The following is a 22,681-nucleotide window of genomic DNA, read 5'->3' as shown; positions in this document are numbered from 1 at the left end:
ATCTTAAAATATAAAGATAATTCTTAAATTCCATACTTTAAAAATATTATTTTTAATCATTTTAATCAAAGCAAAAACTTATGCTAATTGTAAAGCTTCTTTCATCGTATTCTTAATCATTTCTCTTTTATCTTTAATATCAAAAAAAAGCTCAAAAGCAAAAACCCCTTGCCATAAAAGCATATCAAGGCCATCTTTAGTTCTTAAACCATAGCTTTTACATAATTGATAAAATGGGGTTTTTTTACCATAGATCACTTCAAAAGCAAATCGAGATCTAGGTAAAATTTTCTCCAAAAGCTCCCTAGTACAGGGTAAACTCTCATCTTTCAATCCTGCAGAAGTTGCATTGATAATTAAATCAAAATCAAATTCTCTCAGATCTTGATAAAGACAAGTTTGATAAGCCTTAAAATCTTTAAATCTTTCTTTACTACGATTAGTCACGCAAACTTGCACATCCTTTTGTTTTAAAACATAAGCCAAAGCAAGTGCAGTACCTCCAGCACCTAAAATTAAAGCTTTTTTTATATTATCTAATTCTTTCATAATCTCTAAAAAGCCCAAAGCATCCGTATTAAAAGCATGAATTTTACCCTCTTTAATACATAAAGTATTAGCCGAACCTATATTTTGTGCAAAACTGTCTTTAAAATCAGCAATTTCTAAAGCTTTTTCTTTAAAAGGCAAGGTAATATTAGCCCCACTTAATTTTAAATTTAAAATTTTATCTTTCAAGGAATCAGGGTTAAGTAAATGATAGCGTGTATAAATGCCATCAAGATTAAGGCTTTTGATGGCATTATTATGCATTCTAGGCGATTTAGAATGGAAAATAGGATCGCCTATGACTGCTAAGAATTTCATTTTAAAGTGAAAGAAAAAGCATCTTTAGCAATATCTTTACGAATTTTAGCAAGTTCATTACTAATTTGTGCTTTCTCAAATGGACCTATTAACACTTTAGTAATTTCCTTACCTCCAACTGTAGTTTTATAAAGTTTATAATCATAACCTTTTTGTTTTACCAAAGCTAATTCTTTTGATTTTTGATCCAGATTACTTACAGAAAAAATCTGAACATAAATACCAGATGCCAAGCCACTTGGATGCACAGGCTTAGCATTGACATTTTTAAATAAATCATTAGCATTTTGCTCTTTTTTAATAGTTTGCTTAGGAGATTGTTTCTCTTTTTTTACAGCACTTTGTTTAGATTCTTGCTTAGAAACATCTGTTTGAATGGCTTTTTTCGGTGTAGGAGACACCTCTTGGGGAATTTCTTGTGTTGGCAAAGCTGAATCTAGTTTATCATCATTATTAGAAGTAGAATTCACATCATTTTGAGTAGCATTTTGCTCCTCTTGGAATTGTTTTTTTAAAGCTTCAAATTGATCTTCAGCTAAAGTATTATCAGTAATAGGCATGCTTTCAAAGGAAGTATCATGAGTATTATCTTGTGTTGTGATAGGTTCATTTGGCAATACAGTTTGACTTTGTATATTTTCATTTTCACTACTGTTTATAAGCTTCATTACTATCATAATAACTAAAAACAAAATTACCAAAGCAATAATACGCAAAAGAATTTTTTTCATTTTTTCATTTTTATTACTTTTTTCTAAAATAATATCATCAAATTCATTTTTCTGATTTTCCATAATTTATCCTTTCTTACATATGCTTAGACCAAGAACTTCCTCGTTCTTTTTGATAAACCTCATAAGGCAATATTAAAATATTAAATTCCCTAGGTAAATCCTTGCTAGGAAATACCTTCCATTCTACAGGCATTTTGCTTGCAAACATCATTGAAAGTTTAGACGCTAGAGAATAACCTTCATTTAAAGCCGTGTGTCCTTTATGGATATAAAGATGTAAATGCCCTGAAGTTTTGGTTTTATAAGCTGTAAAATTTATAAAACCCTCTTCACGCAAAATAAGTTGGGCACGATGATAAAATCTCTCAGCATTAAAACCATTATAATCAAAAACAATATTTTCAACTTTATTATCATTTGTTATCAGATCATGTGCAATGGTGATTTTTTTAGCAGCATGTTCTCTCATGATATTTAAATTTAAAGGTGCATCAACCCTTTCAAATTTATCAAAAAACAAACGACCTCTATGGGTAACTTTGTTTACAATTTTATCACGTCTTATATAATAATGATTGCCAATTATTTTAATTAGCGACATATCCATCGGTGAAATCAAAACATAGCCCTTTCATAAATGATAAAATCACTTGCAAGTTTTTTAAGATCTTGTTTAATATTTTCTTGCAATTTTACATTATTAATATCATCTAAAATGTCCGCAATATAATTTGAAACTATTTCCATTTCTTTTTCTTTAAAGCCCCTTGCTGTAAGTGCTGGCGTTCCTAGCCTTAATCCACTAGTTATAAAAGGGCTTCTAAACTCACCTGGAACAGTATTTTTATTTGCTGTAATGCCTGCATTACCCAAAGCTAAATCAGCATCTTTTCCACTAAATTCACGATCTAAAAAACTCATCAAAACAAGATGATTATCAGTGCCATCACTTACAAGCTTAAAATTCCTTTGTTTTAATACTTTAGCTAAAACTTGAGCATTAGCCTTTACTTGTCTTGCATAGACTTTCCACTCATCACTAAGATTAAATTTAAAGCCTACAGCCTTAGCAGCAATCACATGCATCAATGGACCACCTTGAATCCCTGGAAAAATTGCAGAATTAATCTTTTTAGCAAGTTCTTCATCATTACTCATAATGATACCACCTCTTGGACCTCGTAAAGTCTTATGAGTAGTTGAACTTACTACATGAGCATGAGGAAATGGATCAGGATGTTCTTTTGCTACTACAAGTCCTGCAATATGAGCTATATCAGCAAAAAGATAGGCCTCTACTTCATCAGCAATCTCTCTGAATTTAGCAAAATCAATCACTCTTGCATAAGCACTCGCACCACAAACTATAAGCTTTGGCTTTTCTTTTTTTGCAATGTCTCTTACTTTTTCATAATCGATTCTACCATCAAGTTCGACCCCATAAAAACAGCTTTGATATATTTTCCCTGAAGAACTTACCTTAGCACCATGAGTTAAGTGACCTCCATGGCTTAAATCCATTCCTAAAATTTTATCTCCAGGATTGATTAAAGCTGCATAAACGCCTTGATTTGCTTGAGAACCTGAATGAGGCTGAACATTTGCAAAATTACAATTAAAAAGCTCTTTACATCTTTTTATCGCCAAAGCTTCAATTTCATCTACAAATTCACAACCGCCATAATATCTTTTACCAGGATAACCTTCAGCATATTTGTTAGTTAAAATACTTCCCATAACTTCTATAACTTCAGGCAGAGTAAAATTTTCACTCGCTATCATTTCAAGCCCTTCACATTGACGCTCAAGCTCTTTGTGAGTTAAATCAAAAATTTCTTTATCAAATATTTCTATACTCATTCTTTCTCCTTTAATTCTGATTTTAATGGACGCATCGCAGGGAATAATATCACATCACGGATGGACTTTTTATTACTCAATAACATAACCAATCTATCTATACCTATACCTTGTCCTGCTGTTGGAGGCATACCATATCCTAAAGCATTGACAAAATCCTCATCCATTTCACAAGCTTCCTCATCGCCTGCATTTTTAGCTTCAATTTGTTTTAAAAATCTCTCATATTGCTCAAGCGGATCATTAAGCTCATTAAAACCATTTGCTAACTCCCTTCCACAAATAAACAATTCAAATCTTTCAGCAATTTGATCATCCTCATCACTCGATCTTGATAAAGGACTAATAGCAACAGGGAAATCAACTACAAAAGTAGGATTGATCAGTTTTTTCTCCACATAGTTAGCAAAAAGTTCAGCTTGTAAATACCCAAGATCAAGTTTTTCATTTGCTTCAAAACCGTCTGTTTTTAATTTGATAAGAATTTTTTCTTTATCTTCTATCAATTCTTTATCTAAATCACCGTATTTACATAACGCATCTTTATAAGTAATTCTTTCAAAAGGTTTGGAAAAATCTATCATTTTTCCATCAAATTCTATTATTTTTCCTAAATTTAACTTCTCTAAAAGTAAAGCAAAAAGCTCTTCAGTCAAATCCATTAAATCCCTATAATTATGGTAAGCCCAATAAAATTCTATAGTAGTAAATTCAGGATTGTGGGTTAAATCCATACCCTCATTTCTAAAACAACGATTGATTTCAAAAACTGCTTCAAAACCGCCTACAACAAGCCTTTTAAGATAAAGTTCTGGGGCAATTCTTAAAAATCTTTCTACACCCAAAGCATTATGAAAAGTAACAAAAGGCTTAGCATTTGCTCCACCTGCAATAGGATGCATCATAGGAGTTTCAACTTCTAAAAACCCTTTTTGTTCAAAAAAATGACGTATTAAACTCACGACCTTAGAACGTAATAAAAAATCTTTTCTAACCTCTGCATTCATAATCATATCTACATAACGTTTGCGATATCTTTGTTCTATATCAGTAAGCCCGTGATATTTTTCAGGCAAAGGGACAATGGCTTTTGTAGCGAGTTTTACTTCACTCGCATGTAAGCTAAATTCCCCCATTTTAGTTACAAAGGGAAAACCTTTAACTAAAACAATATCTCCTACTTCTAAATTCTTCTTCAAAATTCCATAAGGCTCTTCACCCACACTGTCTTTGCTAAAATAAATTTGCAAATTAGTGTTTTCATCTTCAATATTTGCAAAAATAGATTTTCCTGCTATACGCAAAAGCTTTAAACGCCCTGCAAGCACAGCATTTACACTCTCATCTCTTTTTTCTTCTTGATTTAAAATATAAGAGAATTTTTCTTTAAAGACCTCTAAAGACATTTCTTTTTCTAGAAAATGAGGATAAGGATTTATCCCTAAATCTCTTAATCCTTTAGCTTTTTGTATCCTTTGATGAACTAAAACATTATCAAACATTTATATTTTTACCTTGATTTTTTGATTATTGCACTCTCCACAAACACCATAAAGTTGCATCAAATGTCCTGTGAGTTTAAAACCATGTTCTTTAGCAATTAAAGCTTGTTGTCTTTCTATAATAGGATTTTCAAATTCTACTATTTTGCCACAATTTTTACAGATCATATGATCATGATGGGGTTTATTAGCAAGTTCATATTTCTTACCTGCTGAACCAAAGGAAATAGAAGTGACCATTTCTGCTTCTTCAAGCAAATTCAAAGTACGATATACAGTAGCAATTCCAACATTTAATCCAGGTTCAACTTGCTTAATTTCCATATATAAACTTTCAGGTGTATAGTGATTTTCGCTATGATAAAGGGTTTTTAAAAGCACCTCTCTTTGTTTAGTATATTTAAGTCCACCTTGTCTTAAAATTTTTTTAAATCTTTCTAATAAAACATCATATTCTACATTTTCAATTAACATATCAATCCTTTTTTTTATTTAAATCATTTGTAATATTTTGAAACTTTTGAGTAGCATATTCTAAGCTATCTTCAGCTAAAGGTTGATTCATGATAAAAGATCCGGTTCTTTTAAGTAAATTAAGAGTGTAGCTATCTTCAGCAAAATAATTCAATTTATCGTTTAAAAAATCAATTTTTGCTATACAAAAAATTAAAATTGCAAAAATTAAAAAAATTTTCATTCCACCAAATACAAAACCACCTATGTGGTTTAAAAATCCCAAACCGCTTAATTTGATTAATTTAGAAAGAAAATTACCAAATAACAAGCAAGCAATCCAAAAAATAATCAATACAGTTAAAAATCCGGCAAATTCTGCCAAACTTTGATTTTCTATTCTATAGAAAGTGTTTTGTATAAACTCTGAAGCTTGGGAAGCGTATTTTGAAGCAAGAAACACACCGCCAATAATACCCAAAAGCCCGAAAATTTCTTTTATCAAACCATTTATAATACCTTTAAGGCCTAAAAGCAAAGTAAAGCCCAAAATAAAAGCATCAAACCAATAAAAATTCATTATTAATCACTTTCTGATTTTTATTTAAATTATTCTACAAATAAGCACTAAATGCTAAGTTAATCATTCTATAATTTTAGGAACGACAAAAAAATGCTCTTGTTTTTGTGGAGCACAATTTAAAACTTGATCAATTACTTTAGCACCTTTTATCTCATCACTCCTTAAAGGGGTGGCACCTTTTATAATATTAACTGTAAACTCTTGAGAATGCAAATCAAGTTCATTCAAGTTTTGGACAAAATTTACGATTTCACTAAGCTGCGCAATAGTTTCATCTCTATTCTGTGTTATTTGCAAAGCACTTAATTTTTCAAGTTTAGTAAGTAATTTTTCATCTATTTGCATTTCTTAAACCTTGCTAAAAAGTTAAAATTTCAAAAATTATATCATAAAAAGCTTTAAATTATTTAGGATATTTTGCAATTTATATGATACAATATCGTAATTTTTACAAAATGAAAATAATTCTTAAGGATAAATTTTGGGACTAAAAGATAATTTAAAAGCTGTTAAAAACGAACTTAACACAGAAGAGCAATTTATCGAAAGTTTTATTAAAGGCGAAAGATTCTTACGTAAATATAAATTTTATATAATTGCTATTATAGTACTTATAATTATTGCATTTTTTAGCAATTTTGTAATTTCAAAAATAAAAGAATACAATATAAAACAAAGCAATGAAATCTATGCCAATCTATTGCAAAACCCTAATGATAAAAAGCTCTTAGAAAAACTTAAAGATAAAAATATTAATCTTTATGCTGTATTTTTAATGACACAAAAAAGCAATGATTTAAACAATACAACAATTCAAAATGAACTAAAACAAATTTATGATAATACCCAAACAAATACTTTACTTAAAAATATTATCGCTTTAGATTTAGGCAATACATCAGTATTTTTGAAAAACTACGATAAATTAATGCAAGCTTATAAACTTTTAGAACAAAACAAAATCGAAGAAGCTAATATTTTACTTTCTCAAATACAAGATAATTCAAATTTGAGTCAAATTGCTAAAAATCTTAAACATTATCAAGGTATTTCACAATGAAAAAAATATTTCTAAGTCTAGTTTGTTTAATATTTTTGTGTGCTTGCGGTACAAAAAGACAATACTTTGAACCTCAGCAAATTAATGGAGATTTAAGCCATAATGACAGTTTAAAAGCTAAAATTATTGACTGGAATTTAGCATCAGCAAAACTTAGCAATAATACTGCGATTTTAAAAAGTGGCATTTCTATAGATAAATTTAAACTTCCAAAAAATTACATGCTTTTAGCTTATCAAGACGCAGAGTATGTCGTAGCAGATAATGATGGAAATTTAAAAATATTTGATGATTCTTATAATGAAATTTATACTTTTAAATATGAAGCTAGTGTTGTAAGTGTAGCTTTAAATGGTGATGATTTAGCCCTTGTACTTGCAAACAATACTATAGTTCTTGCCAATCGTTCATTAGGGATTAAATTCAGTCAAACTTTAACTTCAGCCCCTGCCCAAGATAGTCGCATGGCTAATCCGATATTTTTAGATAATATTGTTGTATATCCAACCTTAGATGGTAAAATTCTAATCCTTTCAATAAATAATCTTCAAATTATCAAAGATGTCGTTATTTCAGCAGAAAATTTCTTTAATAATGTCATTTATTTAAATGTCTTTGAAGATAAACTCATAGCAGCGACGGCTAAAAAAATTATAATCGTGAGTCCTAATAGAACCCTTTATCTTGACGCTGATATTAAAGATGTCGCACTTTCTAATAATGCTATTTTTATATTAGAAAAAGACGGTACTGTTATTAAAACAGATTATAATTTAAAAAAAACTACAGAGAAAAAATTTGAATTTGCTATTTTTATCAAAAGTAATATATATAAGGACTTTTTATATCTTTTTGAAAAAACAGGCTATCTTGTTAAAATGGATTTAAACTTAGACAATATTCAAATATTTAAACTTTCAGAAGCTGTGGATAAAATGTCTTTTATGGGAAATGATAAATTTTATTATGAAGATAAAATTTTAGATCTATTATAATGAAAAATTTAGAGAAAATAATGCAAACTTTAAAATTAAATTCTCAATTTTATAAGTTAAATGCATCAAATGAAAATAGACTTATTTTTAATGCTAGCAAGGATAAATCATATATCCTTTTTTATACAAAAAAAGCAAGATGATGCAAGATAATTTATTTTTAAATCATTTAATGCTAAAAACCAGTACAAACAAATGCTTTTTTAATAAAATCTTGCTTTGCTTTAAAATAAACAATCATCAACCAAATAAAAGGATTTAATATTTATGCTGCTTTGTGATATTGGAAATTCAAATGCTAATTTTCTAGATAAAAACAAATACTTCACTCTTACTATCAAACAGTTTATGGAATTTAAAAACGAACAAAAAATTTTTTATATCAATGTCAATGAGCATCTTAAAGAACATTTAAAAAATCAAAAAAATTTTATCAATCTTGAGCCTTATTTTTTATTTGATACAATCTATCAAGGACTAGGAGTTGATCGCATTGCGGCTTGCTATACTATTGAAGATGGGGTTGTTGTAGATGCAGGTAGTGCTATCACTATAGACATTATTTCACATTGTATACATCTAGGCGGTTTTATTTTACCAGGTATTGCAAATTATAAAAAAATTTATAGCCATATTTCACCGCGATTAAAAAGCGAATTTAATACTCAAGTCAGCCTTGATGCTTTCCCTCAAAAAACAATGGATGCTTTAAGTTATGGGATTTTTAAAGGGATTTATTTACTTATTAAAGATGCAGCCCAAAATAAAAAAATTTATTTTACAGGTGGCGATGGACAATTTTTGGCAAATTATTTTGATCATGCAATTTATGATAAGCTTCTTGTATTTAGAGGAATGAAAAAAATTTTACAAGAAAACCCTAATTTGCTTTATTAAAAAATGTTACAAAAATTCTCATTAATATTTATTGTTAATGAAATTTAACTTTATTGTAAAATAAATTAAATTAAACTTCTATTTGAGAAAAAACTTTATCAAAATAAAAAAAGGAAAAACGATGATTCAAAAAGAATTTGATGTACTTGTTGTTGGGGCTGGAATTTCAGGAGCAGCCTTATTTTACGAACTTGCAAGATACACAAATATTAAAAATATCGCTTTAATAGAAAAATACAATACTCCTGCAACATTAAATTCCAAAGGAACTAGCAATTCTCAAACGATTCATTGCGGCGATATCGAAACCAACTATACCCTAGAAAAGGCAAAAAAAGTAAAAAAAACAGCCGATATGATAGTCAAATATGGACTCATGCAAAATGCACAAAACAATTTCATGTTTTCACATCAAAAAATGGCTCTAGCTGTGGGAGAAATAGAATGCGATTATATGAAAAAACGCTATGAAGAATTTAAAGAACTTTATCCTTATATCAAGTTTTTTGATAAAGCAAAAATCAGACAAATTGAACCAAAAGTAGCTTTAGGAGAAGATGGTATCAATAATAGATCTGAAGATATCTGTGGCATGGGTATTGAAGCAGGTGAGGTTTTTACAACTGTAGATTTTGGAAAGATGAGTATCAATCTCATAGAACAAGCTCAAAAACAAGGTAAAAATACTTTTGTCGCCTTCAATCAAGAAATCACTCATATAGAAAAAAAAGATGATATTTTCATCTTAAAAACATCAAATCATCAAGAATACCATGCTAAAAGTGTTGTAGTAAATGCCGGGGCACATTCTTTATATCTAGCACACAAAATGAATTTAGGAATGGATAAGTCCTGTTGGCCTGTTGCTGGGAGTTTTTATTTAACTAAGAAAAAACTTTTAAATGGTAAAGTTTACATGGTACAAAACCCTAAACTTCCATTTGCAGCACTTCATGGAGATCCTGATTTACTAGCTGATATGAATACACGCTTTGGCCCTACTGCTCTTGTAATCCCAAAACTAGAACGCTATCATGGACTTAAATCAGTGCCAGAATTTTTTAAATCCCTTCAACTTGATAAAACCGTCTTGCAAGTCACTTTTAATATGCTAAAAGATCCTACAATTAGAAATTATATCCTTTATAATTATCTCTTTGAATTACCTTTTATCAATAAAAGCTTATTTGTAAAAGACGCCAAAAAAATAGTTCCAAGCCTCAAAACAAGTGATATTTATTACGCAAAAGGCTTTGGAGGCGTCAGACCACAAGTCATTGATAAAACCAAAAAAGAATTAATGTTAGGAGAGGCAAGTATCACAGAAATTCCTGGTATCATTTTCAACATGACTCCAAGCCCAGGTGCTACTAGTTGTTTAGGAAATGCTCAAAGAGATGCAAAATTGATATGTGATTACCTAAGCATGCAATTTAATGAAGATCAATTTGCTTTAGAATTACTATAATTGTTTTATTACTACCTTTAATTACAATTAATTTCAAAGGAGTTAATATGCTTAAAAAAACAAAAATCGTAGCCACAGTAGGTCCAGCAAGTGAAAAAGAAGCGATCTTACGTCAAATGATTATAAATGGCGTAAATGTTTTTCGTTTAAATTTTTCTCATGGAACTCATGAATACCACAAAAATAACCTTGACACCATAAGAAAAGTAGCTAAAGAACTCCACACTCGTGTTGGTATTTTGCAAGATATTAGCGGACCTAAAATTCGCACAGGCACACTCAAAGAACCCTTTGATCTAAAAAAAGGTGATAAACTTGATTTTTATCGCGAAAAGATTCTAGGCGAAAAAATAAGTCAAAATCATTATAAAATCAGCATCAATCAAAGTTCTGTACTAGATATGCTAAAAATCGATGAATACATCTATCTTTATGATGGATCTATTCGTGCAAAAGTCATAGCCATAGACGGTGAAAAAATCCAAACTCTTGTAGAAAATGATGGTTTTTTAAGCTCAAACAAAGGGATTAATTTTCCAAATACCAAAATCAATATCGATGTTATCACACAAAAAGATAAAAACGATCTGCTTTGGGGTATTAAAAACGATGTAGATTTTTTAGCAATATCCTTTGTACAAAATGCCCATGATATCCATGAAGTGCGTGAAATTTTAACTCAAAATAACGCAAAAATATCTATTTTTGCAAAAATTGAAAAATTCGATGCAGTAGAAAATATTGATGAAATCATTAAATCTAGTGATGGAATCATGGTTGCTCGCGGAGACTTAGGCATTGAAGTTCCTTATTATAAAGTCCCTAATATACAAAAAGAAATCATCCGCAAAGCAAATAATGCTTCTAAACCTGTTATCACTGCAACCCAAATGCTTCTTTCACTTGCTAAAAGCAAAACTGCCACAAGAGCTGAAATCTCAGATGTAGCCAATGCCGTTTTAGACGGTACAGATGCTGTTATGTTAAGCGAAGAAAGTGCTGTAGGTATAGATCCTGCAAATGCTGTTGATATTATGTATCAAACTATAATAGAAACTGAAAAACACTATCCTTATAACAAATTTAACGATTTTAACAATACAGATAATACAGATAAAATCATGCATTCTTCAGCTCATCTTGCAACAGATTTAAATGCTGATGCTATTTTTTCTATCACAAGTAGTGGAAAATCTGCAATTAAAATTGCAAGATATCGCCCAAATATAGAAATTATAGCTATAGGACATTGTGAAAAAACCTTAAATTCCTTAAGTATAGTCTGGGGAGTTAATCCTGTTATTTTAGTTAATAAAAGCAATGATCTTACAGAATTATTAAAAGATTGTGTCCGTTCAAGCATTGAAAAAGGCTTCATGGATAAAAATAAATGCTATCTTTTAACCGCAGGCTTTCCAACAGGAGTAGAAGGCACTAGCAATCTTATTCGTATTCTTAATAAAGAACAAATTGCTTACTACCTACAATAAAAGAATAAATTCCTTAAAAAAGGAATTTTTCTCCTTATAAAATTTCTAAATTAAAATCCGATATAAAATATAAGCCTAAAATAAGGAATTTCTATGCAAGTAAATACTTCTATAGCCAATCAAACACAAACTCATTATAAAAAAACAATAGCTAATACTCAAGAAAATACTAAAAACAAAAACTTAAAACCATCAAGCCTACTTAGCGCACAAAAGATCACTGATTTTTATCTGATTTACTTTGAACAACAAACATTTAATATGAGTATAAATACAAGCAATACCCAAGCTGCACTCAATGCTTTTTTAAAAAATACCGATTTAAACAATGCACAATTTATACTTTCAAATATTGATTTTACATCTTTATCCTACAATGGCAAAAATCCACTTAACATGGATGCTAATGAGCTTGAACAACTCATTAGCGAAGAAGGATTTTTTGGAGTGCAAAATACGGCTAATCGCATTGCAGATTTTATAATCAAAAATAGTGGTGATGATATTGAAAAATTAAAACAAGGTTTAAAAGGCATGAACGAAGGATTTAAAGAAGCCAAACAAATGTGGGGAGGAGAACTCCCTAAAATCAGTCAAGACACTATGCAACTAGCCCTTCAAAAAGTCCATGATCGCATGGAAGATTTAAAAGAAAAAAGCTTAGATCTTCAAGCTTGATTCACAACACTTAACTAAACTCTAAACATTTTCAATTATTATAAATATCAAAAGTAAAAAATTCACTTTTAAAATCATTAGGCAAGGCTTTGTATTGAGAAATTGCAGCCTCATAATTTTTCACTTCGTGATAGAGCATACCAAGAGCTGCTTTACTTTCTTTATTATTTTTGTCTGTAAGTTTAGAAAGTTGTAAAAGTGCTATTGCTGAATTAGGATTATTTGCACCTACGGCTGCAACAGCAGCCAAAAATAAAGTCCTAGTATCCTTAGCACCATAATCATCAATTAAAGAATTATAAAGCCCATAAGCTTCTTCATATTGTTGTGCAAAAATATCTAAATAAGCCAAGGTTTGAACAAGACCTTCATCCTTAATTCTAGAAACATGAAGCAAATCTTTAAATTTTTGCCTTTCTAAATTGAGAAGTCCTACAACATGCATTAAATTCACATAAAATTCTCTAGCGATATTAGGCCCACCAAACACACTACGATAACCAAGTTTTAAATCCTGAAAATAAATTTGTGCATTTTGTGCATATTCTTTAATATTTAAATTAGAATTTAAAGAATTAAAATACAAAATATTAGCTAGAATATCCTCAGGTAATTCTGATTGTAATTTAGCAATCTTTACATCTGCTTGATTATTAAGATTATTATTTTTAGCAACAATAGCTTCGAAAATCAAACTTAAAGGAGTATCATTTTTTAACTCATCAAGATAAGGAAGCATAGAAATATAATTATTATTAACTAAAAATAGCATGCTTTTTTGCATATTAGCTTTAAAATTAGCATCAGCTGCCATATTATCAAGAATTTCATTATAAAGCTTAGTAGTATTTATATCAATAAGCTTTGCACAAAATAAAGCAAAAGCCCCTGCTAAATAATTTTTAGGATTAAGATGGTAAGAACTTGAAAAATGCTTATAAGCAAGTTCATAATTTTGCATTTGTGCATAAGTTAAAGCCAAATTATAATGCAAAATACTGTGTTCTGGATAGTCTTTAATCAATTTTTGAAATTCTTTATTAGCAAGACGTAGTTTTTGATTTAAAGCATAATCAATAACATTAGCAATCTTTACATTGGTAGATGCAAGGGCTTTGCTTGTATCAAGATACATCTGAGCATCCGCACTATCATCTACAAAATCAGTAATATTAGCCTTTTTAATGTATAAGGCAGCTTGTTTACTGTCAAAAACTTGATAAGGAGCGAAATAAAAAAGCAAGTCAAATTGATCTTTTTGTTTTTTTAAAAAATCCTTTGAAAAAGAATTTTGTGCGATAGCTATATTAAAAAGATTTTTATTTAAACGAACTTGAATCTTATAAGTATCTAAAATTTTATACCTATCTTTATCATTATCATAAGCATTTTGTAAACGTGCTAGCATATCTTGATAAGCACCTGTTTTAATATCAACCAAGGTCAAAGCAGCTAAACTTTGGTTAAAATCCCTTTCAATTTTCATTGCTGTTTTTAAAGCAGTTTTAGCCTTAGTATATTCTCCTATTCTTGCATACAAAAGGCCTAAAGATAAACTAGGTTCGAAATTGCCTTGAGAATTTAATTCTCCTATAGCCTTATCATCAAAATCCATTTTCGCATAAATTTTAGCAGACAAATATTTTGCCACATCCGTATAAGGCTCAATATTAATTCTTTGAAACATCTGTAAAGCTTCAGGATAATATCCTTTATAATAATTAATCAAACTTAAATAATAATCATATAATTTTGATCTGCCTTCTTTAGGAAGATACACTTGCGCTAAGTCTATATAATATCTGAATTTTTCCTTATCATTGAATTTCAAAGCACAAACAGCTGCATTAATAGCTGAAACACTTTGATTCTCACCATTTGCTATGGCCTTTTTAAAGCTTTCAAAAGCTTCTTTAAATTTATTTTCATTCATTTGAGAAACGCCTAAATTATAGTGAGATAAAGACTCATTATATACAGCAACTTGTTCATAAATCTTTAAAGCCTGTTCTACCTCACCCTTTAAATACAAAGTATTTGCCTTTTGTATCATACTATCAATTTTTTGCATGTCATTATACTTATAAGACTCATCAGGAACAAGCATAGGTTGGTAAGAAAGCTTAGAAGCAATAAAATCAGGCTTTATTTTTCCATCATTAAAAGTTAAATAAAAAAGCATAAAAACCAAAATACAAATTATTCCTAAAGACAAAGCAACAAGATACATAAACTTCCTATCTTGATACCAAGGGATGGGTTGTTTAGTTTGAACCTCTTCAAAAGTTGAAACATCCTCAGGCGCACTCTCTCTTGTGAAATGAAAACCCCCATCACCATTTTCTTCAGGCAATGCTTCAGGCAAAGAGCTAAATTCTTCATCTTGCGGGGCTTGGCCTTCTTGTCCTTTAAACTCCCCTAAACTTTCATCAAGTCTTTGTTCATTTAAACTATCTTCAGGTTTTTCTAGTATGATATCTTCTTGCTTAGCCATTTATACTCTTTAAAAATATTTTTTTAAAACATCAGGAATATGAATTCTACCTTCTTTATCTTGATAATTTTCCATAATTGCCACCAAAGTCCTTCCTACTGCTAAAGAAGATCCATTAAGAGTATGAACTAACTCATTTTTGCCTTGATCATTTTTATAACGAATTTTAGCACGCCTTGCTTGGAAATCATGACAATTTGATACAGAACTGATCTCACGATATTTATTTTGTCCTGGAAGCCACACTTCAAGATCAACAGTCTTTGCCGCACTAAAACCCAAATCTCCCGTACAAAGCATTAAATGTCTGTGTGCTAAACCCAAAGAACTAAGCAAATCACTTGCACACTCAAGCATTTGTTCAAAAACACTATCACTTTGCTTAGGCTGGGTAATGCTTACAAGCTCTACTTTTTCAAATTGATGCTGACGGATAATGCCTCTTGTATCACTCCCTGCACTCCCTGCTTCTTTTCTAAAGCAAGCACTATAACAAGTCATCTTTATAGGCAAACTCTCAGCACTTAAAATTTCACCACTATAAAGATTAGTCACAGGAATTTCAGAAGTTGAGATAAGATATAAATCCTCATCCTCTGTTTTATACATGTCATCTTTAAATTTAGGCAATTGCCCTGTTCCAAACATAGTAGCCCCATTAACCAAAAAAGGCACATTAACCAGTTCAAAACCGCGGCTTATATTAAAATCTATCATATAATTTACCAAAGCACGGCTTAATAAAGCCCCTTCATTTTTAAGCACACAAAAACGGCTTTGCGAAATTTTAACCCCACGTACGAAATCAAACCAAGCCAAATTCTCTCCTAATTCAAAATGTTCTTTAGGATTAAAATCAAATGAAATAGGAGTTAAAACCTTTTTAAGTTCTACATTATCATTCTCATCATTCCCTATAGGAACAACATCATCAGGGATATTAGGAATGTTAAAAGCAAGCTCTTCAAGCTCTTGCTCTAAGGCATTGACTTTTTGACTTTGTTCATTGATTTTAATCTTATTTTGGCTTAATTTTATTTTTAAATCTTCCTTATCCTCTGCCTTAGCAAGTTCTTTGCTGAATTTATTTTGAAAAGCTTGGAATTCTTCTAAACTAGTTTTTTCCTTTTTTAAAATTACAAAAAGATCAGCAAGCTTTTTTAAAATACTTTCATCTACTTTTTTCTTTTTGAGTTTATCAACTACCTCATCAAAATGATTTTGTAAATTTTTTAAATCTAGCATTCTTTACCCCTTAAAGTCCTATTTTCTCATAAATTTTTTGCATTTTCTCTTTAGCAATTTTACTTGCTTTTTGTGCACCAAAATCTAAAATTTCTTTCAAATGAGAAGGATTTTCCAAAAATTCATCATATTTCTCTCTAGCTTCTTTAAAATAATCATTTACAAGCTCATTTAAATACATTTTAAAATGCCCATAACCTTCCCCACCTTTTTGATAACGTGCTTGCAAGTTTTTTTGCTCTATTTCATCTAAAAATAGTTTTATAATTTTAAAAACATTACAATTTTTATAATCTTTTGGAACATTTAGGGCAGTACTGTCTGTAACTATAGAAGCAATTTGCTTTTTTAAAAGCTTTTGTGAAGCAAAAATATCTATAGTATTTTGATAAGATTTACTCATTTTAGCCCCATCTGTGCCTACAACTACAGCCACTTGCTCATCAATTCTAGCTTGAGGCAAAACAAAAATTTCACCCCATTCATTATTAACCTTTAAAGCTATATCACGTGCAATTTCTACATGCTGAATTTGATCCTTTCCCACAGGAACAACCCTCGCATCAAAAAGCAAAATATCAGCCGCCATTAAAACAGGATAAGAAAAAAGTCCGTGCGATGCACTAAGACCTTTGGCTATCTTATCTTTATAGCTATGCGCACGCTCTAATAAACCCATAGGAGTAAATTGAGATAAAATCCAATAAAGTTCTATAACTTCTTTAATATCACTTTGCAACCAAAACACGCTTTTTTGAGGATCTATACCCAAACTTAAAAAAGCCGCAGCAGTTTTTAAAGAATTCTCTTTTAACTTCTCTCCATCTTGCAAGGAAGTCATAGCATGGTAATTTGCAATAAATATAAACATTTCATTAGAATTTTGCGCTTCTATCATTTGCTTGATCGCACCAAAATAATTGCCTATATGCAAATCCCCACTTGGCTGCAGTCCTGTTAATACTCTCATTTTATCACCTTTTTAATCTCACTTAAAAGCTCATTTATGTTTTTATTTTCTACATTAAGAATAAAATTTGCTTTTTGTTCATATTTATTTAAACGTTCATTATATAATTTTTTTGCTTTAATTTCATCGCAAAATAAAGGTCTTTTAGAAATTTCACTCGCATTTAAAGCTTTTTTTAAATACTCAAAACTTGCTTTTAAATAAATACAAAAACCTATATTTTCTAAATTTGAAACATGGATAAAACCACCCCCTGTTGCAATACAAGCTTTTTGACAATGTATAAAAAAATCTGCCATTTTTTGCTCTTGCTCTCTAAAAAAACTCTCGCCTTTTTGCTCAAAAATTGTAGTAATTTTTTGATTAAATTTCTGTTGTATTAAAGCATCACTATCTAAAAAAACAAAATCTAAATCTTCAGCCAAAGCCCTAGCCAAAGTGCTCTTACCACAACCCATAAAACCTATAAAAATGATATTATCAATCTTCATTGTTTTCTTTACTTCCTTTTTTACGTGAAGTTATTACCAAGGGCACCCCTTCAAAATTAAATTCCTTTCTGATTTGATTTTGCAAATAACGCTTATAGGTAAAATGCAAAGCCTTAGGACGATTCATAATCAAAGCAATTTTTGGTGGCGCTAAGTCATATTGCACTGCATAATAAATTTTCACTAACTTCCCTCTATCATGAGGCAAAGGATGCATTTTTATGGCATTTTCTATTAAGGCATTGAGTTTTGAAGTTGAGATTTTTTGTATGAAATTTTCAAAAACCTGTAAAATTTTATCAAGCAAAACATGCACTCTTTTTCCACTCAAAGCCGAAACACTAACCACAGGTGCATAAGCAAGGAATTTAAAACGATCAAGACGCAATTCCTTTAATGTTTGATCAAAATCCCTTTGACTTTGATCCCATTTATTTAGCACTATAATCACAGCTAAATAATGCTGACTCACAAGCCCTGCAATACGTTCATCAAGCTCATTAAAGCCTTCTTGCGCATCTAAAACCAAAAGTGCGATTTGCGAATTTTGCAAAATTTTCTCAGTACGATTTAAAGCAAAACGTTCAAGTCCTTGAATTTTACTCCTTTTTCTAATGCCTGCTGTATCGACAAATTCTATCACTTTATCTTTATAAACTATGCTCTCATTTACAGGATCTATTGTTGTACCTGCTAAAGCACTAACTACGCTTCTTTCTTGTTTTACCAAAGCGTTTAAAAGACTTGATTTTCCTACATTTACACGACCTACAATCCCCACTCTAATAAGATTTTGTTCAATGTGTTTAAATTGAAATTGTTTTTCTTCTTCATAATGCTCTAAAAAATCTTCTAAATTCTCTTCTTCATCAGGGATTAAAAACCCTTCTTGCAAAAACTGCTCAAGCCAATCATAAAGCTCCTCTAAACCTATATTATGCACTACAGAAAGATTAAAAACTTCTTTAACTCCAAAATTAGCAAATTCCCAAGCTCTTTGCTCATCTTTTTTATTATCCACCTTATTAATGACTAAGGCTATAGGTTTTTTAAGCTTTTTTAAAGAGTAAAAAAGCTGTCTATCTTCATCATCAGGAGGCAATTTTGCATCAACTAAATAAAGAATAATATCACTTTGTTTTGCAACTTTTAAAGTGTTTTCTTTAACAGCTTTAAAAAGCTCATCGCTTTGATCAAGTCCACCACTATCAATAAGTAAAGCTTTTTTAGAATTAATATTAATTTCTATTTTATTTGTATCTCTAGTAGTACCTGAAATTTCACTTGTAATTGCAATTCTTTGGCGTGCCATTCTATTAAAAAGACTTGACTTTCCAACATTAGGCCTGCCTATGAGTATAATGCTTTGCATCTTTTTCCCAGATAAATTTTTTAATGTATATTTTAATGAAGAAATTATATAAGACTTGCCTTAATATTAAGCAAAAAAGAGTTAGAATTAACCATATTTTGATCAAGGAACAAAGATGCTAAAAATAATCAAACATAATTTAGGAATTTATTTCATGATTTTAGCTTGTTTAGATTTTGCATTAATGGGTGCTTGTGCAAAAATCTTAAGCAAAGAAATGAGTTCTATTGAAATTATGTTTTTTAGAAATATCATAGGAGTTATTTTTATAATCTATCTTTTAAAATCCTCTAAAATTCATAAAAAAGGGGGACATTTTTGGCTTTTAGTATTTCGCGGAGTAGTAGGGACACTCTCACTTTACATGTTTTTTTATAATATTTCAAACATCACACTAGGCGTAGCCTTTGCTTTCCAAAAGACCGCCCCTATTTTCATCACTTTAATTGCTTTAATAATTTTTAAAGAAAATATCGGTTTTAAAGGTTGGCTTGGAATTTTAATCGCATTTAGTGGAGTACTCTTAATCACACAGCCTTGGACAAATAATATCAATAGTGATTTTGATTTTAAAAATTCTATTATAGGTATTACAAGCGGATTTTTAGCTGCTTTAGCCCTTATTAGCGTTAGAGAACTTAGAAAATCCTATACCGCAGAACAAATCGCCTTCTCTTTTATTTTTTTAGGAGCTCTTATGCCTTTAATCTCCATGATAAGCGCTGAATTTTTTCAACCCCAATATCTTAATTCCTTACATTTAGATTTTATCATAGCACCCTTTGTGATGCCAAGCTTTAAAGCTTGGATTATCATTGCAACTATGGGAACTTTAGGCACCATCTATCAAATTCATATTACCAAAGCTTATGGCATAACCAAACAAGCAGGAGTTGTAGCTGGCATAAGCTACCTTGATGTAGTATTTAGCATGATAGTAGGAATAATTTTAGGAGATAATTTGCCAAGTACTATGGTTTTTTTAGGTATAATAGGAATCATTTTTGGTGGATTGATTTTAGTTAAAAATAAAGGAAAAAAATGAAAAAAATGATATTAATTGCAGGTCCTTGCGTGATAGAGAATAAAGATTTAGTTTTTAAAGTAGCTGAACAATTAAAAGATTTTAATGAAAATCAAAATATAGAATTTTATTTTAAATCAAGTTTTGACAAAGCAAATCGTACAAGTATTAATTCTTTTCGCGGTCCAGGACTCGAAGAAGGACTTAAAATTTTACAAAGTGTAAAAAATGAATTTGGTATGAAAATTCTTACCGATATACATGAAAGCTATCAAGCAAATCCTGCAAGCGAAGTAGCCGATGTCTTACAAATCCCTGCTTTTTTATGCCGTCAAACCGATTTACTTGTATGTGCAGCCAAAACCAAGGCTAAAGTAAATATCAAAAAAGGACAATTTTTAAATCCTTATGATATAAAATACAGTGTTAAAAAAATTCTTCAAACTCGCGGTATAGAAGAAGAAGGCTATGAAGTCGCAAGTGAAAATGGTGTTTTTGTGGCTGAAAGAGGGGCAAGCTTTGGATATGGAAATTTAGTTGTAGATATGCGTTCTTTAGTGATTATGCGTGAATTTGCACCCGTAATCTTTGATGCTACACATAGCGTGCAAATGCCAGGAGCTGGTGGTGGAAGCAGTGGAGGCAAAAGTGAATTTGTAGAGCCTTTAGCAAGAGCTGCTGGTGGTGTGGGTGTGGATGGCTTTTTCTTTGAAACGCATATAAATCCTTGTCAAGCCTTGTGTGATGGACCTAATATGCTTGATCCTACACGCCTTAAAAATTGCGTAAAAAAATTATTAGAAATTCAAAACATTTTATAAGAAGGAAAATTAGATGAATACCATTGAAGGAAAATTAAATTTACATTCTGATGCAAAAATTGCCATTATTAATGCAAGATTTAATCATATCATCACAGATCGTCTTGTAGAAGGGGCTAAAGACGCTTTTTTAAGACATGGTGGCAAAGAAGGAAATCTAAGCCTCATACTCGTCCCAGGTGCTTTTGAGATTCCTTTTGTTTTAAAAAAGACCATAGAATGTAAAAAATTTGATGCCATTTGTTGTGTTGGTGCTATAATACGCGGATCAACCCCACATTTTGACTATGTTTCAGCAGAAACCACCAAAGGCATAGCCAATGTAAGTTTAAATCATGATATTCCTGTAAGCTTTGGTATTTTAACAACAGATACTTTAGAACAAGCCATAGAAAGAGCAGGTAGCAAAGCAGGTAATAAAGGCTTTGAAGCGATGATAAGCGTCATTGAAGTACTGAATTTAACTAAGGAACTTTAATGGCGACACGTCATCAAGTGCGTCAAAGCGTTATTGCCTTACTTTACGCTTTTGAGTTAAATTCTCAACATAATGCCTTCATTGATGAAATTTTAGATGAAAAAAAAATACGCAATGAACAAAAAAATTTTACTTTAAACTTATATCATGGAATTTTAGATAATTTAGACAGTATAGATCAAACCCTTAATACCTTTCTTAATGATAATAAAATTGCAGCTTTAGGGCATATAGAAAGATCTATACTAAGGCTTGGTGCTTATGAGCTGCTTTTTACCGACACCCCTAATGCTATAATCATCAATGAAGCCATAGAGCTTGCTAAAGAGCTTGCTAATGATAATTCTCCAAAATTCATTAATGGGGTTTTAGACTCTTTAATAAAGGCTAAAAAATGAAACTTTGTGTCGCACTTGATTTAGGCACAAAACAAGCATGTTTGAAACTCGCTAAAGAACTCAAAGGCTTAGATATTTGGCTTAAAGTAGGATTAAGATCTTATCTAAGAGATGGCTATGAAATTATCGACGAACTTAAAAAAATTGATGATTTTAAAATTTTTCTTGATCTTAAAATTCATGATATTCCCAATACCATGGCAGATGCTTGCGAAGAACTTGCAAAACTTGATATTAATATGATAAATATCCATGCAAGTGCGGGAAAAATAGCCATACAAGAAGTTATGAAAAGACTTAATAAACTTCCAAAACGTCCTTTAGTTTTGGCTGTTTCTGCTTTGACAAGTTTTGATGAAGCTAATTTTTTTAGCATTTATAAGCAAGAAATTAAAAAAACAGTGATTGATTTTTCAAAAATGTCTTATGAAAATGGACTTGATGGAATGGTATGTTCGGTTTTTGAAAGCAAGAGCATTAAAGAAAATACAAATGCCCATTTTCTTACCTTAACGCCTGGAATTCGTCCTTTTGGAGAAACAAATAATGATCAAAAACGCGTTGCTGATCTAGCCTTAGCAAAAGATAATTTAAGTGATTTTATAGTTATTGGACGCCCTATTTACAAAGACGCTAGTCCAAGAGCAATTTGTGAAAAAATTTTAAAAACAATACAATATACAAAAGAAAATATTTAAAATTCTCAAAAAAATTAAATATTAAAATTAAGATTATTTTAGTCTTTATGATTGATTTATTCTTATTTATAATGATAAAAATTTTACAAAAAAGACAGAATAA

Annotated in this window: 23 protein-coding genes and 1 pseudogene; 11 read left to right on the top strand and 13 right to left on the bottom strand. The window is 30.3% G+C overall.

The annotated features are described in order from the left end of the window. Positions 1-78 precede the first annotated feature (78 nt). The 8 genes from GRQ01_RS02225 to gatC all read right to left on the bottom strand — a co-directional run bounded on the left by GRQ01_RS02225 (position 79) and on the right by gatC (position 6,344). Positions 79-867, bottom strand: a complete 789-nt coding sequence (locus tag GRQ01_RS02225) for a shikimate dehydrogenase (protein ID WP_158334224.1) — start codon at positions 865-867, stop codon at positions 79-81. After that, on the bottom strand, positions 864-1,661 hold the full coding sequence (locus GRQ01_RS02220) for an SPOR domain-containing protein (protein WP_158334223.1): 798 nt from the start codon (positions 1,659-1,661) through the stop codon (positions 864-866). The genes GRQ01_RS02225 and GRQ01_RS02220 overlap by 4 nt, the downstream gene beginning before the upstream one ends. A 13-nt stretch (positions 1,662-1,674) precedes the next feature. Next, on the bottom strand, positions 1,675-2,220 hold the full coding sequence (locus GRQ01_RS02215; RefSeq protein ID WP_158334222.1) for a DUF1882 domain-containing protein: 546 nt from the start codon (positions 2,218-2,220) through the stop codon (positions 1,675-1,677). Beyond that, positions 2,217-3,461 carry a serine hydroxymethyltransferase gene (locus tag GRQ01_RS02210; RefSeq protein ID WP_158334221.1) on the bottom strand — a complete coding sequence of 415 codons (1,245 nt, stop codon included), beginning with the start codon at positions 3,459-3,461 and terminating at the stop codon, positions 2,217-2,219. The genes GRQ01_RS02215 and GRQ01_RS02210 overlap by 4 nt, the downstream gene beginning before the upstream one ends. Then, positions 3,458-4,963 (bottom strand): lysine--tRNA ligase, encoded by a 1,506-nt coding sequence (gene lysS, locus GRQ01_RS02205; RefSeq protein ID WP_158334220.1) that lies wholly within the window; start codon positions 4,961-4,963, stop codon positions 3,458-3,460. The genes GRQ01_RS02210 and lysS overlap by 4 nt, the downstream gene beginning before the upstream one ends. Continuing rightward, complete coding sequence (locus GRQ01_RS02200) at positions 4,964-5,437, bottom strand: Fur family transcriptional regulator (RefSeq protein ID WP_158334219.1); 474 nt, start codon at positions 5,435-5,437, stop codon at positions 4,964-4,966. A 1-nt stretch (position 5,438) separates the two neighbouring features. Further along, positions 5,439-5,996, bottom strand: coding sequence for a CvpA family protein (locus tag GRQ01_RS02195; RefSeq protein WP_158334218.1), 558 nt, complete (start codon positions 5,994-5,996; stop codon positions 5,439-5,441). Positions 5,997-6,059: 63 nt separating this feature from the next. Next, positions 6,060-6,344: an Asp-tRNA(Asn)/Glu-tRNA(Gln) amidotransferase subunit GatC gene (gene gatC / locus GRQ01_RS02190; protein ID WP_158334217.1), complete on the bottom strand. Its 285-nt coding sequence runs from the start codon at positions 6,342-6,344 to the stop codon at positions 6,060-6,062. A gap of 136 nt (positions 6,345-6,480) precedes the next feature. Between gatC and GRQ01_RS02185 the strand changes: the two genes are divergently transcribed. The 6 genes from GRQ01_RS02185 to GRQ01_RS02160 all read left to right on the top strand — a co-directional run bounded on the left by GRQ01_RS02185 (position 6,481) and on the right by GRQ01_RS02160 (position 12,587). Then, complete coding sequence (locus GRQ01_RS02185) at positions 6,481-7,059, top strand: hypothetical protein (RefSeq protein ID WP_158334216.1); 579 nt, start codon at positions 6,481-6,483, stop codon at positions 7,057-7,059. After that, on the top strand, positions 7,056-8,054 hold the full coding sequence (locus GRQ01_RS02180) for a hypothetical protein (RefSeq protein ID WP_158334215.1): 999 nt from the start codon (positions 7,056-7,058) through the stop codon (positions 8,052-8,054). The genes GRQ01_RS02185 and GRQ01_RS02180 overlap by 4 nt, the downstream gene beginning before the upstream one ends. 267 nt (positions 8,055-8,321) lie before the next feature. Next, positions 8,322-8,951 carry a type III pantothenate kinase gene (locus GRQ01_RS02175; protein WP_158334214.1) on the top strand — a complete coding sequence of 210 codons (630 nt, stop codon included), beginning with the start codon at positions 8,322-8,324 and terminating at the stop codon, positions 8,949-8,951. 121 nt (positions 8,952-9,072) lie between these two features. Beyond that, complete coding sequence (locus tag GRQ01_RS02170; RefSeq protein ID WP_158334213.1) at positions 9,073-10,419, top strand: FAD-dependent oxidoreductase; 1,347 nt, start codon at positions 9,073-9,075, stop codon at positions 10,417-10,419. A gap of 47 nt (positions 10,420-10,466) precedes the next feature. Further along, positions 10,467-11,909, top strand: a complete 1,443-nt coding sequence (gene pyk, locus GRQ01_RS02165; protein WP_158334212.1) for a pyruvate kinase — start codon at positions 10,467-10,469, stop codon at positions 11,907-11,909. A 93-nt stretch (positions 11,910-12,002) separates the two neighbouring features. Further along, entirely contained in the window at positions 12,003-12,587 is a 585-nt protein-coding gene (locus GRQ01_RS02160; protein ID WP_158334211.1) for a hypothetical protein, read from the top strand. A gap of 31 nt (positions 12,588-12,618) precedes the next feature. Here GRQ01_RS02160 and pflB read toward each other — a convergent pair whose 3' ends face one another. Genes pflB through der form a run of 5 tightly spaced genes read right to left on the bottom strand, consistent with a single transcriptional unit; the run spans position 12,619 to position 19,159 of the window. Continuing rightward, a complete protein-coding gene (gene pflB, locus GRQ01_RS02155) occupies positions 12,619-15,081 on the bottom strand; it encodes a motility protein PflB (protein ID WP_158334210.1) in 2,463 nt (820 codons plus the stop codon). A gap of 9 nt (positions 15,082-15,090) precedes the next feature. Beyond that, positions 15,091-16,326, bottom strand: coding sequence for a serine--tRNA ligase (gene serS, locus GRQ01_RS02150; protein ID WP_158334209.1), 1,236 nt, complete (start codon positions 16,324-16,326; stop codon positions 15,091-15,093). Positions 16,327-16,336: 10 nt separating this feature from the next. After that, on the bottom strand, positions 16,337-17,296 hold the full coding sequence (gene trpS, locus GRQ01_RS02145) for a tryptophan--tRNA ligase (RefSeq protein WP_158334208.1): 960 nt from the start codon (positions 17,294-17,296) through the stop codon (positions 16,337-16,339). Further along, complete coding sequence (locus GRQ01_RS02140; protein ID WP_158334207.1) at positions 17,293-17,787, bottom strand: shikimate kinase; 495 nt, start codon at positions 17,785-17,787, stop codon at positions 17,293-17,295. The genes trpS and GRQ01_RS02140 overlap by 4 nt, the downstream gene beginning before the upstream one ends. Beyond that, the gene (gene der, locus GRQ01_RS02135) at positions 17,777-19,159 is read right to left on the bottom strand and encodes a ribosome biogenesis GTPase Der (RefSeq protein WP_158334206.1); all 1,383 of its coding nucleotides are present in this window, start codon (positions 19,157-19,159) and stop codon (positions 17,777-17,779) included. The genes GRQ01_RS02140 and der overlap by 11 nt, the downstream gene beginning before the upstream one ends. 115 nt (positions 19,160-19,274) lie before the next feature. On the opposite strand from der, the gene GRQ01_RS02130 reads away from it, so the two are divergent. The 5 genes and pseudogenes from GRQ01_RS02130 to pyrF all read left to right on the top strand — a co-directional run. Next, positions 19,275-20,204 (top strand): DMT family transporter, encoded by a 930-nt coding sequence (locus GRQ01_RS02130; RefSeq protein WP_158334205.1) that lies wholly within the window; start codon positions 19,275-19,277, stop codon positions 20,202-20,204. Beyond that, complete coding sequence (gene kdsA / locus GRQ01_RS02125; protein WP_158334204.1) at positions 20,201-21,004, top strand: 3-deoxy-8-phosphooctulonate synthase; 804 nt, start codon at positions 20,201-20,203, stop codon at positions 21,002-21,004. The genes GRQ01_RS02130 and kdsA overlap by 4 nt, the downstream gene beginning before the upstream one ends. 13 nt (positions 21,005-21,017) lie before the next feature. Then, complete coding sequence (ribH, locus tag GRQ01_RS02120) at positions 21,018-21,482, top strand: 6,7-dimethyl-8-ribityllumazine synthase (protein WP_158334203.1); 465 nt, start codon at positions 21,018-21,020, stop codon at positions 21,480-21,482. Continuing rightward, on the top strand, positions 21,482-21,880 hold the full coding sequence (gene nusB, locus GRQ01_RS02115; protein ID WP_158334202.1) for a transcription antitermination factor NusB: 399 nt from the start codon (positions 21,482-21,484) through the stop codon (positions 21,878-21,880). Before ribH ends, nusB begins: the two co-directional genes overlap by 1 nt. Further along, positions 21,877-22,554: pseudogene (gene pyrF, locus GRQ01_RS02110) on the top strand (orotidine-5'-phosphate decarboxylase); the annotation flags it as partial. The gene nusB and the pseudogene pyrF, both read left to right, overlap by 4 nt. Positions 22,555-22,681: the final 127 nt, after the last annotated feature.

This window comes from Campylobacter bilis, from assembly GCF_016806695.1.
In the GTDB taxonomy this organism is placed as follows: Bacteria; Campylobacterota; Campylobacteria; order Campylobacterales; family Campylobacteraceae; genus Campylobacter_D; species Campylobacter_D bilis.
Note: the sequence above shows the minus strand (reverse complement) of the source record. Positions and strands in the feature narration are given on the sequence as shown.

Bases quoted from the DNA above. Each gene is read 5' to 3' on its own strand.
- GRQ01_RS02225 (WP_158334224.1), bottom strand. From the start codon at position 867: ATGAAATTCTTAGCAGTCATAGGCGATCCTATTTTCCATTCTAAATCG.
- GRQ01_RS02220 (WP_158334223.1), bottom strand. From the start codon at position 1,661: ATGGAAAATCAGAAAAATGAATTTGATGATATTATTTTAGAAAAAAGT.
- GRQ01_RS02210 (WP_158334221.1), bottom strand. From the start codon at position 3,461: ATGAGTATAGAAATATTTGATAAAGAAATTTTTGATTTAACTCACAAA.
- lysS (WP_158334220.1), bottom strand. From the start codon at position 4,963: ATGTTTGATAATGTTTTAGTTCATCAAAGGATACAAAAAGCTAAAGGA.
- GRQ01_RS02200 (WP_158334219.1), bottom strand. From the start codon at position 5,437: ATGTTAATTGAAAATGTAGAATATGATGTTTTATTAGAAAGATTTAAA.
- GRQ01_RS02195 (WP_158334218.1), bottom strand. From the start codon at position 5,996: ATGAATTTTTATTGGTTTGATGCTTTTATTTTGGGCTTTACTTTGCTT.
- gatC (WP_158334217.1), bottom strand. From the start codon at position 6,344: ATGCAAATAGATGAAAAATTACTTACTAAACTTGAAAAATTAAGTGCT.
- GRQ01_RS02180 (WP_158334215.1), top strand. From the start codon at position 7,056: ATGAAAAAAATATTTCTAAGTCTAGTTTGTTTAATATTTTTGTGTGCT.
- GRQ01_RS02175 (WP_158334214.1), top strand. From the start codon at position 8,322: ATGCTGCTTTGTGATATTGGAAATTCAAATGCTAATTTTCTAGATAAA.
- GRQ01_RS02170 (WP_158334213.1), top strand. From the start codon at position 9,073: ATGATTCAAAAAGAATTTGATGTACTTGTTGTTGGGGCTGGAATTTCA.
- pyk (WP_158334212.1), top strand. From the start codon at position 10,467: ATGCTTAAAAAAACAAAAATCGTAGCCACAGTAGGTCCAGCAAGTGAA.
- GRQ01_RS02160 (WP_158334211.1), top strand. From the start codon at position 12,003: ATGCAAGTAAATACTTCTATAGCCAATCAAACACAAACTCATTATAAA.
- pflB (WP_158334210.1), bottom strand. From the start codon at position 15,081: ATGGCTAAGCAAGAAGATATCATACTAGAAAAACCTGAAGATAGTTTA.
- serS (WP_158334209.1), bottom strand. From the start codon at position 16,326: ATGCTAGATTTAAAAAATTTACAAAATCATTTTGATGAGGTAGTTGAT.
- trpS (WP_158334208.1), bottom strand. From the start codon at position 17,296: ATGAGAGTATTAACAGGACTGCAGCCAAGTGGGGATTTGCATATAGGC.
- GRQ01_RS02140 (WP_158334207.1), bottom strand. From the start codon at position 17,787: ATGAAGATTGATAATATCATTTTTATAGGTTTTATGGGTTGTGGTAAG.
- der (WP_158334206.1), bottom strand. From the start codon at position 19,159: ATGCAAAGCATTATACTCATAGGCAGGCCTAATGTTGGAAAGTCAAGT.
- GRQ01_RS02130 (WP_158334205.1), top strand. From the start codon at position 19,275: ATGCTAAAAATAATCAAACATAATTTAGGAATTTATTTCATGATTTTA.
- kdsA (WP_158334204.1), top strand. From the start codon at position 20,201: ATGAAAAAAATGATATTAATTGCAGGTCCTTGCGTGATAGAGAATAAA.
- ribH (WP_158334203.1), top strand. From the start codon at position 21,018: ATGAATACCATTGAAGGAAAATTAAATTTACATTCTGATGCAAAAATT.
- nusB (WP_158334202.1), top strand. From the start codon at position 21,482: ATGGCGACACGTCATCAAGTGCGTCAAAGCGTTATTGCCTTACTTTAC.